The sequence below is a fragment of the Pseudonocardia sp. MH-G8 genome, from assembly GCF_002262885.1.
In the GTDB taxonomy this organism is placed as follows: domain Bacteria; phylum Actinomycetota; class Actinomycetes; order Mycobacteriales; family Pseudonocardiaceae; genus Pseudonocardia.
Genome location: NZ_NKYF01000001.1, coordinates 672994 through 690126 on the forward strand (window position 1 = coordinate 672994; position 17133 = coordinate 690126).

Sequence of the window (17133 nt, forward strand, 5' to 3'; positions counted from 1 at the left end):
CAGCGTCAGCGCGACTTCGGGTCGTCGTTGGGCTGCTCCTCGCGCCCGACGGCCTGCGTGATCAGCTCGCCGGGATCGGCGCGGCCGACGTGCGCCTCCGTGCGGAAGCGCTCCACCAGGTGCGGGTAGTGCAGCTCGAACGCCGGACGCTCCGAACGGATGCGGGGCAGCTCGGTGAAGTTGTGCCGCGGCGGCGGGCACGAGGTGGCCCACTCCAGCGAGTTGCCGAAGCCCCACGGGTCGTCCGCGGTGACGACACGCCCGTAGCGGTAGCTGCGGAACACGTTCCAGATGAACGGCAGCGTGGACGCGCCCAGTACGAACGCACCGATCGAGGAGATCGCGTTCAACGTGGTGAAGCCGTCGATCGGCAGGTAGTCGGCGTAGCGGCGCGGGAAGCCCTCGTTGCCCAGCCAGTGCTGCACCAGGAACGTCAGGTGGAAGCCGACGAACGTGAGCCAGAAGTGGACCTTGCCCAGCGTCTCGTCCAGGAACCGCCCGGTCATCTTCGGGAACCAGAAGTAGATGCCCGCGTAGGTGGCGAACACGATCGTGCCGAACAGCACGTAGTGGAAGTGCGCCACCACGAAGTAGGTGTCCGAGACGTGGAAGTCCACCGGCGGCGAGGCCAGCAGCACCCCGGTGAGCCCGCCGAACAGGAACGTGGCGAGGAACCCGATGCTGAACAGCATGGGGCTCTCGAACGTGAGCTTGCCCTTCCACATGGTGCCGATCCAGTTGACGAACTTGATGCCCGTGGGGATCGCGATGAGGAAGGTGGTGAAGGAGAAGAACGCGAGCAGCACCGCGCCGGTGGCGTACATGTGGTGGGCCCACACGGCGATGGACAGCGCCGCGATGGTGATCGTCGCGTAGATCAGGCTCTTGTAGCCGAAGATCGGCTTGCGGGAGAAGACCGGGAAGATCTCCGAGACGATGCCGAAGAACGGCAGCGCCACGATGTAGACCTCGGGGTGGCCGAAGAACCAGAACAGGTGCTGCCACAGGATCACCCCGCCGTTGGCGGGGTCGAAGACGTGGGCGCCGAGGTGCCGGTCGGCCAGCAGGCCCAGCAGTGCGGCGGTGAGCACCGGGAACGCGATCAGGATGAGGATCGCCGTCACGAGGATGTTCCAGGTGAAGATCGGCATCCGGAACATCGTCATGCCGGGCGCGCGCATGCAGACGATCGTGGTGATGAAGTTGACGCCACCGAGGATGGTGCCCAGACCCGAGACAACCAGGCCGGAGATCCACAGGTCCGCGCCCGCGCCCGGCGAGCGCATGCCGTCCGAGAGCGGGGTGTAGGCGAACCAGCCGAAGTCGGCCGCGCCGCCCGGGGTCAGGAAGCCGGACAGGACCGTGAGCCCGCCGAACAGGAACAGCCAGTACGAGAACGCGTTGAGCCGCGGGAACGCGACGTCGGGGGCACCGATCTGCAGCGGCACGATGTAGTTCGCGAAGCCGAACAGGATCGGCGTGGCGTAGAGCAGCAGCATGATCGTGCCGTGCATGGTGAACAGCTGGTTGTACTGCTCGTTGGACAGGAACTGCTGCCCCGGCACCGCCAGCTCGCCGCGCATGAGCAGCGCCATCGCGCCACCGGCGAGGAAGAAGCCGAACGACGTGACCAGGTAAAGGATCGCGATGTCCTTGGGGTCTGTCGTCCGCAGCATCTTCAGCAGCGTGGATCCCTTGGCCGACTGCCGCACCGGGTACTGCGGCGCGATCGGCTTGGGGGCGACGGCTGTCACTCTGCCTCCTGAAACTGAAGCTACCTGGCCGCCGTGAGCTGCACGGCCACCGGCTCTGCACGGCCTGCTGACCCTCAGCCCGTGATGGTGCACGGGCGTCCTGGCCCGCCCCGGATCGTAGCTCTACCCGACGTCGAAGACAGGAGGGGGTTCGCCACACCGGGTGCCGGCGATCATGCGGTGAGGCCCACCGGCGGGAAGGATCCACGCTCATGGGAGGCGGAGGTGTCGTCATCGGGCCGGCGCTCGCGGTGGCCGCCCTCGCCGCGGTGCTGGTCGCGGCCCTGGTCGGCCGAGCCGCCGGGTTGGGCACCGCGCGCTCCGCCACGCTCGCCGCCGGCCGCGCCGTCGTCCAGCTCGGGGCGGTGTCGCTCCTGCTCGGGGCGATCATCGGGTCGCTGGCCGCGAGCGCGGCCTTCGTGGCGGTGATGATCGGCGTGGCCGCGTGGACCTCCGCCCGCCGGGTCACCGGCCACTCGGTGCTCACCGAACGCAGCGGTGCGTGGGTGCTGCTGCCGATCGGGCTGGCACCGCTCCCGGTGGTCGGGGCGCTCGTGGCGGGCGGCGTCGTGCCCGCCGTCGGGGTGGCCGTCATCCCGATGGCCGGGATCCTGATCGGCGGCACGATGACGGCCACCTCGCTGGCCGGCCGCCGCGCGCTCGACGAGCTGCGCAACCGCCGCGGCGAGGTCGAGGCCGCGCTGTCGCTGGGACTGCTCCCGCGCGACGCCGCAGCCGAGATCGCCCGCCCCACGGGCGCGCAGGCCCTCGTGCCGCCGCTGGACCAGACCCGCACGGTCGGGCTGGTGACCCTGCCCGGCGCGTTCGTCGGCATGCTGCTGGGCGGCGCGACGCCGATCGAGGCCGGCGCCGTGCAACTGCTGGTGCTGCTCATGCTGCTCGCGGTGGAGTCGGTCGCGGTCGCGGTGACCCTCGAGCTGGTGTACCGCGGCCGGATCCGGCGCCCCGCCGTCAGCGCAGCGGCGTGAACAGCTCCTCGAACAGCTCCGGGGCCGCGGCCCCGGTCGGCGCCGGGTCGACGATGTAGAACTCGGTGCCCATGCCCATCGCGAACAGCGGGTCCGGCATGGCGAGCAGGAAGTGGTCGGGCGCCATCTGGCTCGCGTGCACCCGCATGGACGCCTTCTTCTGCTCCACGTAGTCGACGGCGTCGACGCGGTGGGTGATCTCCGATTCCGGCTTGCCGAAGGTCGGCTGATCCAAGTCGGGCCCCTTCCAGCCCTCCGGCAGCCCGCCGGACTCGGCCATCCCCCGCACCCCGCGGACCATCCAGTCGCGGTTGATCGTGCCTTGGGCCACGACCGGGACGGCCGACATCTCGGCGGCCCTGCGCCCGACGCGATGGACCTGGATGTGGTCGGGGTGGCCGTAACCGCCGTTGTCGTCGTAGATCGTGAGGATGTCGGGCTCCTCCTCGTCCAGGATCAGCGCGAGGCGGCGGGCGGCGTGCGCGACGTCGGCCTGCCAGAAGCAGAACGGCGCGTTGTTGCTCGCCTCGCCCATCATCCCTGAGTCGGTGTAGCCGAGGAACTCCACGCGCTTGGCCCCGATCGCGGCGGCCGAGGCGTAGCACTCCGCGGAGCGGCGCATGGCCAGCTGTTCCCCCGGCTCGAGCACGCCCGGGACGGGTTCGCCCAGCTCGCCGCGGGTGGCGAAGACGAGGACGACCCGGTGGCCCTCGGCAGCGGCTCGCGCCAGCGTGCCGGCCGCGCCGATCGACTCGTCATCGGGATGCGCATGGAAGGAGACGATGGTGCCCACGGCGCAAGATTACGCAGGGTCCCGTCCGCCGCCCGCGCACCCAGCGCGACTCGTGTGCACCCAGACCCCGACTCGCGGGGTGGGTGGGTGCGTCCCTGCGCGAGTCGCGGTGTGGGTGCACGCGTGTCGCGTGTGCCTCGGAGGAGCACCGGACGCCGGTTCCGAACCACCTGGCGCGCCCTCCGGTGGGGCTAAGCTGCAGCCACTCGACCGGGGGGTGAGTCGTGGGAGTCGCGCATGTCGTGCAACGGCCGGCCGTGCGGCCCGCGAAGGCGCCGCGCTCGTGGCGCGGCGTCGTGCTCGGCACCGCCACACCGCAGCGACTCGGTCGGCTCAGCGCGCTCCTCGTGGTGGGCTGCCTGCTGACGGCCCTGGTCAGCGCGCTGGCCGGTGGCGCGCGGGCCGACGCGGTGGGCGCGGGCGGCACCCGGCTCGCGGCGCTGGACACCGACGCGGGCCAGTTGTACCGCTCGCTCAACGAGGCCGAGGCCATGGCGACGAGCGGCTTCGCGGCCGACGGCCCGGTGCCGCGCACCGTGCGCGCCCGCTACGACGACCACGTCACCCGGGCCACCCAGCGCCTGGCCCACGTGGCCAGCCTGCTCCCGCCCGGGGGGCACGACGCGGCGCTGGTCGAGCAGGTCGCGAGCCGCCTGCCCCGCTACGCCGCGCTGGTCGAAGCGGCCGGCACGCTGCGCGGTGAGGGTTCGCCCCGCGCGCAGGAACCGCTGGACCAGGCGTCGGCGCTGATGCGCGACACCATCCTTCCCGCGGCGGACGAGTTGCGCCGCGGCCGCGAGGCCGCCCTCGCCACGAACTACCGCCAGGCCGGCGAGTTCCCCCTCACCGTCGTGGTCGTCGGCACGCTCACGCTGCTCGGCGTCGGCTACGCGGCCCTGCGGGAACGGCGGCGCACCAACCGGATCCTGAACCCGGGCCTGGTCGTCGCGGCCGGACTGCTGGCGGTCGCGCTGGTCTGGTGGCTGGTCGCCACCGTCGCGGCCGCCGACCGGCTGGAGGCGGCCCGCGGCCACAACACGGTGGCCGCGGCGCTGGACGAGGCCCGCGTCAGCGCCCTGCAGGCACGTGCGTCCGAGACGCTGGCCCGCGTCGACGGCGGCTCCGATGCGGAGTTCACCGCGCGGATCGAGCTGCTGCTCGGCGGGGACGGCCTGCTCGACACGGCCGGGAGCCACACCACGGACGCCGCCACGGCATCGGGCATCGCGACCGTCAGGGCCGCGGCCACCGAGTGGCGCGACGGCGTGCGCGCCGGTGCGGGCCCCGACGAGACGCGCAGCGCGTTCGACCGCCTCACCGCCGCGCTGGCCGACGTGATCGGTGCCGAACGCACCGACCTCGCGGGCGAGGTCCGCGCAGCGGATGCGGTGCTACGCGGCACCGCGGCCGGGCCGGCCCTCGTGGCGCTGCTGGCGGCGGCCGGCGCCGCGTTCGGCATCAGCAGGCGAATCCGGGAGTACCGATGACGAGGCATCCGGAGCACGGCAGCTGGTCCCGCCGCGGGTTCCTGCGCCTCGGCGCGACACTCGGCGCCGGTGCGCTGTCCGGCGGGTGCGCGTCCGCCGCGTCCGCAGGCTCCTACGCCGTGGGTGGCTCCACGCTGGGACGGGCCCGCGAGGCGGGCATCATCACGATCGGCATCGCCAACGAGGCGCCCTACGGCTACACCGGGCCGGACGGCACCGTCACCGGGGAAGCGGTCGCGGTGGCCCGCGCGATGTTCGCCGAGCTGGGCGTGGCCGGGATCCGGCCGGTCACGGTCGACTTCGGCGAGCTCGTCCCGGGGCTCACGCTCGCGCGGCAGTTCGACGTCATCACCGCCGGGATGTTCGTCACGGCACAGCGGTGCGAGTCCGTCGCGTTCTCCGTGCCCGACTACACGGCGCCTACCGCGTTCCTGGTCCCCCGGGGCAACCCGCGCGGCGTCGCCACGTTCGACCAGATCCGCGAGCAGGACCTGCGGGTCGCGGTGCTCGGCGGCGCGGTCGAGTACCGCTACGCGCTCGACAGCGGTGTGTCCGAGGCGCGGCTCCAGCAGCTCGCCGACCAGCAGGCGCTGCTGCTCGCCGTCGAGGCCGGCCGCGCCGACTGCGCGGCGCTCACCAACATCTCCCTCAACAACGTCGTGGCCGCCAACCCCGACACCGCGGTCGAGGTCACACCCGGGTTCTTCCCGGTGATCGGGGGCCGCGAGGTCGTCTCCGCCGGAGCGTTCGCCGTGCGACCCGGGGAGGACGAGCTCCTCGAGGCGGTGAACACCCGGCTGCGGGCCATGCAGCAGTCCGGGGAGTGGCTGCGCCTCGCGCAGCCGTTCGGCTTCGGGCCGGACAACGTCCCCGGCCCGGACGTCACGACGGAGGGTCTCTGCGCGCCCTAGCCCCTCCCGGCACCTCATGATCGGCGGGTCGGCGCGTTCGCGGGTCGAATCCGCCCGTTTTCGCGCCGAAGTATCTTCTGCTGCCAGTTGCAGCAGATGCGAACTCGCGACTCGCGCGGAACCTGGCCCGCTCGACGGTCGAGGGCCGGGAGAACACGGTGAGAGCGTTCGCCCACTACGTCAACGCCTTCCCGTGGCAGTGGTCCCCGGCGATGGTCGACGAGTGGCTCGGTGACCTGCGGTCGCTGCGGGAGCTGAAGCCCCGGGCCTGCCCGAATCCTGCCGGACGAATGAGCCCCGCCTCTTGCACGCCCGAGCAGTTCGAGCGCTGGCACAAGCGGGCGCGCGCTGCGCATCCGCGGCCGCTGCCCGGGCTGCGGCAAGCAGCGGATCCTGCCCGGCCTTCGGCCCACCGATGGTGCCGCCAAACAGATCTGCCTGTTCGAGCGCTGGCTCACCCCGCACCTCGCCGGCATCACCGACGCCGACCACGCGCAAATCGTTCGCAGGTTCGCCACCTGGCACGTCCTGCCGAGGTTGCGCTCCCGCGCCGAGCTCATGCCCATCACCCCGTCCGGCCGCGGGTTCGCCGGAGACCAGGTCAAGCAGGCTCGGCCGGCTCGCCGGCCGAGGGCTGGGACTGGCCGAGTGCCGGCAGGCCGAGATCGATGCCTGGCACGCCGCGCACAACCAGCACGACCGCATCACCGTTCGCGCGTTCTTGCTGTGGTGCGCGGACAGCAAGCTCACCCGGCGGTTCGCGCTGCCTTCGGCACAGTCCGGCCGGGTCCCGAATACCTGGCAGCCCTCGTGCATCAGCTCGGCGTTCCGACCGTCGCCGGTCGCGGCGCCGCGATCCGACAACACCTCCTGGACATGCCCGCTCGCAGGGAACTCACGGCAGTTGATCAGGCGATCTCACAGACTGGCCAGCGGATTCAGGAGAGCTCGTTGCCTTTCTCGCCCGTATCCCGGCGGTTCCCCGGCAGGTGTGATCAGTCGACGGTCAGCGGATCCCCGGGTTTGAGCACGTGCACGGCGGTGTCCGGGGCCAGGTCTGCGGCGGCGTCGGCGTAGACGTGCGGGCGGTTGCGGTCCAGCTTGAGCAACAGCCGGTCACGCACCGGGCCCGCGGTGTAGGCGTAGTGGATCGGCACCGCGAGGCGAGGTCGCAGCGCGCTCGTCAGATCGGCTGCCTCCGCCGCGTCCATCACCAACTGCTTGTTGAACATCGGCCGCACGCTGAGCCCGTTGATGGGCAGCAGCGCCAGATCCAGCTCGGCGAAGCGTCGAGCCACCTCGTCGAGCGCTGCGATCCGCTGGGTGTCGGCACCGAAGAACACCGACGTGTCCTCGCCCTGCAGGACGTAGGTCACCTCGGGCACCCCGTGGGAGGCGGGCGCCGCGGTCACCCGCACCGGCCCGAGCATGGTCGTCTCCCACGGATCGAGCTCGGTGACGTCGGTGAACCCGGTGGCCCGCACCCGCGCTCCCATGCCTCGGTTGACAGCCACCGGCACCGTCTTGTCCGGGTAGCCGGCCATGGCCCGCAGGTCGCAGTGGTCGTAGTGGCCGTGACTGATCACGATTCCGGCCAGCGGCGGCAGGTCGGCCATCGTGGCGTAGGCGCTCGCCTCGCCATGGTAGTAGCCGGGCTTCTCGGAGAACCAGGGGTCGGTCAGGATCCGTGCTCCACCGAAGTCGATCAGCGTGGTGGCGTGGACGACTCGCTGGACGGTCGTGGTCATAGCAGGCTCCAGATAGGCAGACGGTCGTCTACTGACGATTGTCAGTAGACGACCGTCTGCCTAAGCTGTCAAGCATGACGTCCAAGCGACGCGCCAACCTGCGCGGCCATGGTGACCTGCTGCGCGGAGAGCTGGTCAACGCAGCCAGCCGGCTGCTGGAGGAAGGAGGTGGCGAGGAGCAGCTGTCGCTGCGGGCCGTAACCAGGGCAGCCGGGGTCGCGCCGCAGAGCTTCTACCTGCATTTCGCCGACAAACCCGCGCTGCTCAGCGCGGTCTATCACACGAGATTCGGTGAGCTGGTCGAGGAACTCACCACGGCGGCAGCCGCCGGACCGGATTCGCGAGCCCGGCTACGGGAGGTGTGCCGAACCTACTGCGCCTACGCTGAGCGACATCCCGGCCACTACCGGGTCCTCTTCGGAACCGCGGGAACCCCCAACTGGGAGCCGGACTCGATGCCCGGGCTGGCCGCCTTCGGCATTCTCCGCGGTCTGGTCCGGGAATGCCTCACCGACGACACCGACGCAGTCCTGCCCACGGTGTGCCTGTGGGCGACACTGCACGGGTTGGTGACGCTGCGCCGCGACCGGCCCAGCTTTCCCTGGCCGGACCGCGACACGCTCCTCGACGAGGTGCTGGACCGACTCCGGTGACGTCCGCGACCCTCAGTTGCCGGCGACGATCGTCGCAGCGGTGGCCGCGGCGGTGTTTGCCGCCATGGTCATCATCGCCGCGATCGCGGCCAGCGCCTCGGCCGACACCAGCTCCTCGACAGCGGGGTCCGCACCGACGCGGCGGCCAGTTCCGCCCCCGCGCTTGTGGGCGGCGCGGCGCACCTCGAAGTCGCTCCGTGCCTACATCGCCCCGGTCAGGCGCACGATGGTCTCGGTCCCGCCGTCACAGGCCGGCGCTACCTGGAACCGATACACCCCCGGCGATCACACACAGTCATCCTCACGCGAACTCGCGACAGTCGAGTACGCGAGCCCGCCAGTCGATCATGGCGACGCGGTCACCGTGATCGTCGTCCACGCTCCCAGCCGGATGCGGTCGCCCGTTGTCAGCGGGACCGGGCGGTTCGGCGCGATCGGGTCGGCCGCGTCGTTCAGCACGGTGCCGTTGGTCGAGTCCAGGTCGATCAGCTGCCATCCGCCGTTCGCCGCCGGCAGCAGCAGGGCGTGCAGCGTGGACACGCCGGGGTCCAGCGGTGGCCCGGACAGGTCGATCTCCGGTTCCACACCGCGTGAACGGCTGCGGCGCCCGACCGCCAGCTGCGGGCCGGCCAGCACGAACCGCCGCTCCGGGCAGTAGGGCGGGAACTGCAGCGCCGCCGCCCCGGAGCCCCCGCGGGCACGGACCCGGTCGAACCACTCCCGGTCGGCCCGCACGAGCGCCGTCCAGGGCGGCGCCGCAGGTCGTTCTCCGGGATCGGCAGGTGGGGTGACCGGCGCGGGCGCGGGACGTTCCGCGTCGTGCCCGCACACCTCGCAGAAGCGCCCGTCGCGCGGCTCTCCGCACGCCGGGCAGCGCTTCTCGGCCGGTGTGACCGCGCCGAGCCCGGCCGTGGCGGCCGGATCCGCTTCGCGCGGGACGCCCATCGGGGCGCCGCAGTCGTCGCAGTAGTCGGTGGTCACCGAGTCGTGCCCGGCCGGGCAGGTGGGCACGCTCAGACCCCCTGCTCGTCGCCGCGGACGCGGACGGTCTTGGTCGAGCGGGTGTCGAGGGTCATCACTCCCGCCTCGCTGGCCCCGTCGCGCAGCCGCACGGTGCCCGACGGGGCGTCGATCACCTCGACCACCTCGTCAAGCAGCCGGGCGGTGTCGTCGTTCCCGGACGCGGCGGCCAGGGCGACCGCCCGCCCCAGCCGCGCCGTCGCGGTGGACCGGTCGCCCGCCTGGTGCGCGGCCACGCCCTCCTGGATCGCCTCGGCCAGCTCGGCCTGGCCCGTGTAGTGCGCGACGCCGCGGGCGATCCGGCTGGACAGCGCCGCGTCGTCGGTCCACACGGCGCGCACGAGGCCCTGCCCGAGCACCTCGGCGGACCCGGAGCGCAGCAGGCTCGCGCGCGTGGCCAGCACCTCGTCGCCGACCGCGCCCGGCGTGACCTCGACCTGGACGTGGTACTCCCGGCTCTCCGCACCCCAGGAACCCAGCGGGTAGTCGCCGGTGAGCGCACCGGAGGCGCTGCGACGCCCCGTGAGGTCCTCGACCGCGGGACCCACCTGCTTGACGAACCGCACGCTCGCCCCGCGCGGGGTCCACAACCGCAGGGCGACGTCGGCGACGCCCTTGCCCATCGCCGCGCCCATGACCGCGGTGAAGTCCGCGGCCAGGTGGGCCGGGTCGGCCACGATGTCGATCGTGCCCAGCAGCGCCGAGGCGATCCGGCGCAGCTCCTCGACGCGCCAGTCGGTGCCCACGCCGCGGCAGTCGCAGGTGAACCGGCCGAGCGCCCCGTCGAGGCCGCGCGCGAAGAAGTCCTCGTCCTCGCCGTTCTGCCCGTCGGTGAGCAGGAGCGCGTGCTTGATCGAGCCGGGATGCGCGTCGGCCGTGGCGGCGGCGAGCGCGAGCCAGCGGCCGATCGCGGTACCCCCGTCGGCGCGCAGCGCGGCGACCTGCGCCGCCGCCTCGGCGCGGGTGGCGGCATCGACCGTGGCCGTGCCGCTGTGCAGCGGGTAGATCTGCCGGGCGACGTGCGTGCCGGCGATCACCGTGAACGACACGCCGTCGCGCAGCGCGTCGATCGCCGCGATCGTGGCCTGCTGCGCGTACCGGACCTTCTCGCCCGTCATCGACGTCGAGCAGTCCACGATGATCATCTCGAGGACGTCGGACGCGGGCGCGGGCCCGCTGATCCCGCCGGCGGCCGTCACCGTGAGGATCGCGTCGACCTGGGTGCCGCCCGCCGGCAGGTGGATGTTCTGGTCGACCTCGACGGTGAACTCCGGCGCGTCGCTCATGACGGGCTCCTCTCGGTGCGGGGGCCGACGGGGACGACGACCACGGTGATGTTGTCGCGACCGCCCGCCTCCAGGGCGACGGCGGTGAGCGCGGCGGCGGCGGCGAGCGGCCCCTCAGCGTCGAGCACGGGCAGTGCGAGCGCGGCGAGGTCCGCCGCGTCGGGCAGGTAGTTCCACAGCCCGTCGGAGCACAGCAGCAGCGCGCCGGGCCCGGCGGGGCGCAGCGTGACGAGATCGGGTTCGGGCTCGCCGTCGGCGCCCAGCCAGCGGGTGATCGCGTGGGCGAGCCGGTGGTGCGCCGCCGCCTCCGCGTCGAGCTCGCCCGCCGCGACCATCTCCGCCGCCCAGGCGTGGTCGCGGGTCAGCAGCCGCGCCGGTTCGGCCGCCTGCGCAGCGGCGAGCCAGTAGGCCCGGCTGTCCCCGACCCACCCGACGGTGATCTCGGGCGCGTCGGGCTCGAGCCCCTCGACGACCGGGCTGACGGCGGGGCTGACGACAGGGCTGACGACCGCGCAGACGAGCGTGCACGACGGCGGCTCGGCACCGGCCGGCACCGGGAGCCCGGCCACCGCCGCCGCGGCCGCGGACACCGCGGCGCGCACCCGATCCCCCGCCGGCCGCGCGTCGTCGCGGGCCAGCAGCACCTCCAGCGCCGTGTCGGCGGCGGCGCGGGACGCGAGTTCGGGACGGTGCACGCTGGAGACGCCGTCGCAGACGACCGCCGCGGCGGGGCCGTCCCGGAGCCACCCCACCGCCACGGCGTCCTCGTTGCGCGCGTGCCGCAACCCCCGGTCGCTCACGCCGGCCACAGCCGCCAGGTCCAGCTCCACGCGCTCCGAGTCGTCGCGGCGGCGCAACCCGCACCCCGGGCAGTACTCGTCCTCCGGTGCGGGCTCACCGCACCCGGCGCAGGCTCCGGCCGCCGCCGCACCCCCCGCCGTGACCGTGCTGCCGGTGCGCAGCAGCAGGTCGGTGCCGCACGCCTCGCAGAACCGGTCCTCGTGCGCCACCGGTTCACCGCACTCGGGGCACGCCACGGCTACACCCACGTGAGCGGGCGCACCGCGTTGGCCCGGTCGACCAGCCCGATGCGTTCCGCGGAGTCGGTGGTGAGCCGCGCCGAGGTGCGCAGGCAACGCTCGAGGGCGAACCGCAGGTCCCGCTCCAGCCACGGGCATCCCAGGAACGGCGCACCGCCGCCGTCGGGGGGCACCAGCTCGACCGCGGGCGCCAGCAACGAGGCCCGCACCGCCAAATCGGTGGCCGGAGCGAGCGGCAGCCGCTCGACGCGTTCGGCGGCCGCCCGCAGCTCGGCCTCGTCGATCTCGCCCGCGGCGCGTCCCAGCAGGACGACCTGCACGGCCGCGAGCTGCGCGGCGACGTAGCGGCTGGACGTCTCCGGGATCGCGTCGAGCGCGGCCACGGCGCCGGCCCGGTCCTGCGCGCGCAGCAGCACGCGAGCCAGCCCGAACGCCGCGTCGGCGATGCTCGGATCCGGACGGGCCACCAGCCCGTAGTGGTGGCCGGCCACGGCGTCCTCGCCGGCGCACTCGGCCGCGGCGGCAAGAGCCAGCTTCGGCACCATCTCCCCCGGCAGCGTGGCGTAGACGGTGTCGAAGGCCGCGCAGGCCGCGTCCGGCCGGCCGGCCGACAGCGCGACGACCCCGCGGAACCACTCCCGCCGCCAGCCTTCGAGGTCGTCGTCCCCGAGACCGTCGAGCACCGCACCTGCGGCGTCGGGGTCGCCCGCGCCCAGGTGCGCCCGCAGCAGCATCAGCCGCAGCTCGGTGCCCTGCTGCGCCGCCGACGCCAGCATGCGCTGCACGTCCGCGAGATCGACGCTCGACGCCGCGGCGAGCAGCGAGGACGCCGGGTCGTCGGTGCCGGCCACCGGATCGGGCAGCAGCCCCGCGACCCGCGCCGGATCCGGGCGACCCGGCGCGCCCGCGGCGACGAGCAGATCGGGGGCGAAGTCGCCGTGCCGCGCCCCGAAGATCGTGGAGGTGTGCGGGTCCGGGTGGGCGCCCTCGGCGGCGAGCACCTCGCGCAGCACCCCACCCAGCTGGTCGGCCATCTCCTCGGCCGAGCCGAACCGCCGCAGCGGGTCGGGATCGGTGGCGCGGCGCAGCAGCCGGTGGAACGACTCGTGCCGGGCCAGCACCGGGTTCTCGGCGGGCTCCGGGAGCGGGGTCGGCACGCCGCGGCGCGCCGGGGGGATGCCCAGGGCCAGCACCGCGAGCGTGCGGCCGACGGTGTGCACGTCCGAGCTCGGCGACGGGCCCGCCTTCGCGATCTCCGGCGCCTGGTAGCCGATCGTGCCGTAGACGGGGCTGTGCTCGTCGTCGACGCGGATGACGGCGCCGAGGTCGATCAGCTTCAGCTGCCGCTCGTACTGGATGACGTTCTCCGGCTTGAAGTCGCAGTAGGCGAGCCCCCGGGCGTGCAGGAAACCCAGCGCCGGGAGGATCTCCAGTGCGTAGGCGATCGCCTGGGCCACCGGCAGCGGCTCGAGCGAGCCGTCCGGGCGCCGGCGCTCCTCGAGCAGCTGCTTGAGCGACGAGCCGCCGACGTACTCCATCACGATGTAGCCGACGGGCGTGCCGTCGTCGTCGGGGTGCTGCGCGAAGTTGTGGATCGTGACGATGTCGGGGTGCGTGATCTGCGCGAGGAAGCGCGCCTCCGCCGCCGCGGCGGCCATCGCGTCGGCGTCACCCGAGTCGAGCAGCCCCTTCAGCACCACCCAGCGGTCGCTGACCTTGCGGTCCAGCGCCAGGTAGATCCACCCCAGGCCGCCGTGGGCGAGGCAGCCCTGCACCTCGTACTGGCCGTCGACGAGCATGCCGGGCGACAGCTTGGGCCGGAACGAGAACGGTGCCCCGTCCTTCGGGCAGAACCCCTCCACCCGGCCGGGCCTGCCGTCGCGACCGCGCCCCACCGGGCCACCGCAGCGGCTGCAGGCGCGCTTGTGCTCCGGCACCTGCGGATCGGCCAGCAGCGCGCTGGACGGGTCGACCTGCGGCACCGGGGGCACGTCCACCAGCCCGCCCCCCAGCCGCCCGCCCGCGGAGCTCGACGGGGACGTGCGGCCGCTGCCGCGCCGCGAGGGCCTGCTGCCGCTGGTGCCGGTGGACGGCCCGGAGGACGCGGCCGTGCCCGCTCCGGTGGACGGGTTCCACGCAGCCGTGCCCGATTCCGTCGACGGGCTCCACGCCGCGGTGCCGGGATCGTCGCCCGCACCCGGCTGTGCAGCGACCTGAGCGGCGGCGTGGCCGCATTCGTCGCAGTAGCCGTCCTGCAGCCTGCCCGTGCAGCCGGTGCGGGCGCAGGGCGTCCCGTCGTCGGCCGTCACGCCGACCTCCCCTGCCCGGCCGCCTGCTGGAGCAACCGCTGGTAGTCCAGGAGCGCCCGCGTGGCGGCGGCGAGGTCGCAGGGGCGTCCCCACAGCAGCCGGCGGACGTCGCCGTCGATTCGCAGCAGGTCGGGCTCCTCGGCGTGCCCGAGGCGCGTGGCCTTGGCCCGGAACGACTCGAACCGCCCGCGCAGCTCGGCCCGCCGCTCCATCAGCCCCGCGGCGAGCGCGTGGGCGCAGTGCAGCTCGCGCTCCGCCTCGCGGACGGCGCGGCGCAGCGCGTCGAGCCCTGCCGCGCGCGCGGGCCAGCCGACCGGGCCGGACAGCGTGGCGAGCCGCTGCCGCAGCGCCGGGAGCCGGTCGGGCGGGGCGGCCAGCGGCGGGCCCGCGATCCGTTCCGCGGCCATCGCCCGTGCCTGCCGCTCCTGCTCCCCGAGCTTCGCAAGATCGCCGAGGGCGGCCTCGAGGTCGGCGAGGGTGGCGTCCCACCCGTTCCGGACGGCGGCGATCGCGTCCAGCCGCGCGGCCGCCTCCCCGATCTCGGCCGCCAACGCCGTCAGCACCTCCGCGGGCGGGCGCCCTGCGAGCGACAGCGGGTCGGCCGCGCACGTCCGGTCGAGGTCGTCGACCTTCGCCGTGAGGACGGCCAGCTCGGCCACCTCGGCCCCCAGCTCCGCGGCGAGCACGCGGGCCGACCCCAGCCGCCGGGCCAGCGGGGCCAGCCCCATGAGGAAGGCCTCGTGCAGCGCGCCGCACGCCTCCACGATCTCGTCGACGACGCGGAACGCGGCTTCCATCCGCGCGCCCAGCTGATCGAGCGTGAGCGTCTCGACGCGCTCGACGTCCCCGGTGAGCCGTCGCTCGACGACCGTGCGGCTCACCTCGATCGACGGTTCGCGCAGCAGCCGGTGCAGCGCGCACGGCTCGGTCTCGTCCCGGGCCTCGGCCAGCACGCGCTGGTAGATTGCGAAGTCCTGCCACAGGCCGGCCAGCGCGTCGCTCGCCATGGCCCACTGCTGGGCGGTCAGTCCGGTGGGTGTGATGGCCGCCAGCAGGACGTGCCCCGGTCGGCGCTCGAGCGCGACGAGCGCCGTGGCCATGCGTTGTTCCTCGTCGAGGCGGCGCCCCAGCTCCGCGTTCAGGTCGTCGGTCATCCGGTATCGCGCCCCCCGCATCACCGGTGGCGGAGGGCTGCCCTGCCCGGACGACCCCCCGATCGTGTGTCGGAGGGTAGCGCGTCGCCGGGCGCTGGGGGGTGGATCGCGTGACCGGCCGGTCACGCCAGCACTCGCGTCAGCGCAGGCCCCACCTCCGCCAGCCGGTGCACCGTCTGCGCGCGCCCGCCGCCGCGGCTCGCGAGGGCCGCGGCGGCCGCCTCGGGCTCGGCTCCCCCGAGCGGGACGAGCACGTGCAGCCGGTCGATCCCGGCGAGCGCGGCGGCCGGCTCGCCGCCCGCGGTGGGCAGGCAGTCCGACAGCAGCACGACGAGCCGCTCGTCGGCCACAGCCCCGGCAAGCTGCCGCGACGCCGCCCGCAGACCACCCGCGAGGTCGGTGGTGCCGTGTCCGCGCAGCGCCACGAGATCGGACAGCAGCTCCTCCGGCGGTCGCCGCACGCCCTGTTCCTGCAGCACCCGCACACCCGCTCCGAACGCGACCACGGCAGGGACGAGCGCGCCCTGCTCGGCGAGCACGACCCCGGCCGCGGCCACCGCGGCCAGCGCCACGGCGGCGCCCTGCATCGACCCCGACACGTCGACGAGCAGCGCGACGGCACGGCGCCGCGCCGTCCAACTGCGCGTGACGATGTCCGTGGGCCACCGTGCCGGGCCCGGCTGCCAGGCGTCGAGCGTGCGGTCCAGGTCGAGGTCGCCGTCTCCGCCACGCGCGGGGGCGAGCCGGCGGGTGCCCCGGGCCCTGGCCGGCCCGACGCGCCCGAGCCGCAGGAACACCCGCCCGGCGAGCCGGCGGGCGGCGGCGCGCAGATCCTCGTCGGTGGCGACCGCGAGGTCGGCGAGCAGCGCGGCCGCGGCCTCGGGGTCGCGGGCGAGCAACGCGTCGAACGCCGTGGCGTCGAGCGTGCCGGTCTCGGGTGACACCTCGTCGAACGCCGCGTGCTGCGCCGCGAGGTGGGCGCGGCCCTGGGTGCGCCCGGAGCGGTCGCGTCCCGGGCGCGACCGGGGCCGGAAGCCCGCCGGTTGCTCCGGCGGGCCTTCAGCTTTTCCCGGGCCACCTTCTCCCTGGCCGGCCCCGTCCAGCGGCTCGGTGTCGTCGGCCCAGAGCTCGTCGAGCAGCTCGTCGATCACCGACTCCGGGGTGCGGTCCACCCCGTCGGCGATCCGGATGCGGCCCGACAGCGCCGCGTACGCCGCGTCCCGCGCCGTCTCCCGCACCGGTAGCCGCTCCCCGCGCAGCTCGGCGAGCCCGGTGAGCACCAGCGCGAGGTCGATCGCGCCGCGCACCGACGACCCCATCCGGACGTCACGGTGCTCGCGCGTGGCCCGGACCAGCGCCACCGCCAGCGTGACGACCGGGCCGTCCAGCGCGGTGACCGCGGTCGTGATCGCCCGTTCCGCGGGCTCGTCCTGGTAGCCGAGCACGACCCGGCACATCCGGTCCGCGATCGCCTGGCTCACCCGCGCCGTGCCGATCGCGTCGAACGGGTTCATCGCCGCGATCAACCGGAAGTCCTTCCCGGCGTGCACGGTGCCCAGCCGCGGGACCGCGATCTCGCCCTCGGTGAGCACCGTGATGAGGACGTTGAGCGTCTCCTCGGGGACCCGGTTGAGCTCCTCCAGGTAGAGCAGCCCGCCCTCGCGCATGGCGGTGAGCAGCGGCCCGTCGACGAAGCTCGCCGCGAGGTAGCCCTCCGCGAGCACCTGCGCCGGGTCGAACTGCCCTACCAGCCGCGCGGGAGTCAGCTCCGCGTTGCCCTCGACGAACACCACGGTCTGACCCGCGTCGCGGGCGATCGCGCGCAACAGTGTGGACTTCCCGGTGCCCGGCGGGCCCTCGATGACCACGTGCCGGCCGGTCGCGAGCGCGACGGTGAGCACCTCGCGCTCGCGACGCAGGCCGACGGGCGCGACGTCCTCAGCACCGATGCTCGCTCCGCCTGCGCTCCGCTCAGCGCCGATGCTCGCT

The 17133-nt window shown here is 74.1% G+C and carries 13 protein-coding genes; 4 read left to right on the forward strand and 9 right to left on the reverse strand.

Going from position 1 to position 17133, the window contains the following annotated elements:
- Nucleotides 1–5: 5 nt before the first annotated feature.
- Complete coding sequence (gene ctaD, locus CFP66_RS03115; protein ID WP_094920192.1) at nt 6–1754, reverse strand: cytochrome c oxidase subunit I; 1749 nt, start codon at nt 1752–1754, stop codon at nt 6–8.
- A 212-nt stretch (nt 1755–1966) separates the two neighbouring features.
- Between ctaD and CFP66_RS03120 the strand changes: the two genes are divergently transcribed.
- Entirely contained in the window at nt 1967–2743 is a 777-nt protein-coding gene (locus CFP66_RS03120) for an ABC transporter permease (protein WP_198961217.1), read from the forward strand.
- On the opposite strand, the gene CFP66_RS03125 is transcribed toward CFP66_RS03120, so the two are convergent.
- Nucleotides 2727–3536: a PIG-L family deacetylase gene (locus tag CFP66_RS03125; RefSeq protein WP_094920193.1), complete on the reverse strand. Its 810-nt coding sequence runs from the start codon at nt 3534–3536 to the stop codon at nt 2727–2729. The two genes, CFP66_RS03120 and CFP66_RS03125, sit on opposite strands and share 17 nt — an antisense overlap.
- A 224-nt stretch (nt 3537–3760) precedes the next feature.
- Between CFP66_RS03125 and CFP66_RS03130 the strand changes: the two genes are divergently transcribed.
- Complete coding sequence (locus tag CFP66_RS03130; RefSeq protein ID WP_143517086.1) at nt 3761–5023, forward strand: hypothetical protein; 1263 nt, start codon at nt 3761–3763, stop codon at nt 5021–5023.
- Complete coding sequence (ehuB, locus tag CFP66_RS03135; RefSeq protein ID WP_094920195.1) at nt 5020–5934, forward strand: ectoine/hydroxyectoine ABC transporter substrate-binding protein EhuB; 915 nt, start codon at nt 5020–5022, stop codon at nt 5932–5934. Before CFP66_RS03130 ends, ehuB begins: the two co-directional genes overlap by 4 nt.
- Nucleotides 5935–6929: 995 nt before the next feature.
- Here ehuB and CFP66_RS03145 read toward each other — a convergent pair.
- Entirely contained in the window at nt 6930–7682 is a 753-nt protein-coding gene (locus tag CFP66_RS03145) for an MBL fold metallo-hydrolase (protein ID WP_094920196.1), read from the reverse strand.
- Nucleotides 7683–7756: 74 nt separating this feature from the next.
- On the opposite strand from CFP66_RS03145, the gene CFP66_RS03150 reads away from it, so the two are divergent.
- The gene (locus tag CFP66_RS03150) at nt 7757–8335 is read left to right on the forward strand and encodes a TetR/AcrR family transcriptional regulator (RefSeq protein WP_094920197.1); all 579 of its coding nucleotides are present in this window, start codon (nt 7757–7759) and stop codon (nt 8333–8335) included.
- Nucleotides 8336–8680: 345 nt separating this feature from the next.
- On the opposite strand, the gene CFP66_RS03155 is transcribed toward CFP66_RS03150, so the two are convergent.
- From CFP66_RS03155 to CFP66_RS03180, 6 genes are all read right to left on the reverse strand, one after another.
- Nucleotides 8681–9346, reverse strand: coding sequence for an FHA domain-containing protein (locus CFP66_RS03155; protein WP_094920198.1), 666 nt, complete (start codon nt 9344–9346; stop codon nt 8681–8683).
- Between the two features lie 2 nt (nt 9347–9348).
- Nucleotides 9349–10641 carry a VWA domain-containing protein gene (locus CFP66_RS50135; protein ID WP_094920199.1) on the reverse strand — a complete coding sequence of 431 codons (1293 nt, stop codon included), beginning with the start codon at nt 10639–10641 and terminating at the stop codon, nt 9349–9351.
- Nucleotides 10638–11690 carry a protein phosphatase 2C domain-containing protein gene (locus CFP66_RS03165; protein WP_094920200.1) on the reverse strand — a complete coding sequence of 351 codons (1053 nt, stop codon included), beginning with the start codon at nt 11688–11690 and terminating at the stop codon, nt 10638–10640. Before CFP66_RS03165 ends, CFP66_RS50135 begins: the two co-directional genes overlap by 4 nt.
- Nucleotides 11681–13990, reverse strand: a complete 2310-nt coding sequence (locus tag CFP66_RS03170) for a serine/threonine-protein kinase (RefSeq protein WP_094920201.1) — start codon at nt 13988–13990, stop codon at nt 11681–11683. Before CFP66_RS03170 ends, CFP66_RS03165 begins: the two co-directional genes overlap by 10 nt.
- Entirely contained in the window at nt 13987–15144 is a 1158-nt protein-coding gene (locus CFP66_RS03175) for a hypothetical protein (protein WP_094920202.1), read from the reverse strand. The genes CFP66_RS03170 and CFP66_RS03175 overlap by 4 nt, the downstream gene beginning before the upstream one ends.
- A 122-nt stretch (nt 15145–15266) precedes the next feature.
- A complete protein-coding gene (locus CFP66_RS03180) occupies nt 15267–17045 on the reverse strand; it encodes an AAA family ATPase (protein ID WP_233159103.1) in 1779 nt (592 codons plus the stop codon).
- Nucleotides 17046–17133 lie beyond the last annotated feature (88 nt).

What these genes read in the sequence shown, in the direction of transcription:
- CFP66_RS03175 (WP_094920202.1), bottom strand. Translation starts at nt 15,144, where the DNA reads ATGACCGACGACCTGAACGCGGAGCTGGGGCGCCGCCTCGACGAGGAA.
- CFP66_RS03120 (WP_198961217.1), top strand. Translation starts at nt 1,967, where the DNA reads ATGGGAGGCGGAGGTGTCGTCATCGGGCCGGCGCTCGCGGTGGCCGCC.
- CFP66_RS50135 (WP_094920199.1), bottom strand. Translation starts at nt 10,641, where the DNA reads ATGAGCGACGCGCCGGAGTTCACCGTCGAGGTCGACCAGAACATCCAC.
- CFP66_RS03150 (WP_094920197.1), top strand. Translation starts at nt 7,757, where the DNA reads ATGACGTCCAAGCGACGCGCCAACCTGCGCGGCCATGGTGACCTGCTG.
- CFP66_RS03145 (WP_094920196.1), bottom strand. Translation starts at nt 7,682, where the DNA reads ATGACCACGACCGTCCAGCGAGTCGTCCACGCCACCACGCTGATCGAC.
- ehuB (WP_094920195.1), top strand. Translation starts at nt 5,020, where the DNA reads ATGACGAGGCATCCGGAGCACGGCAGCTGGTCCCGCCGCGGGTTCCTG.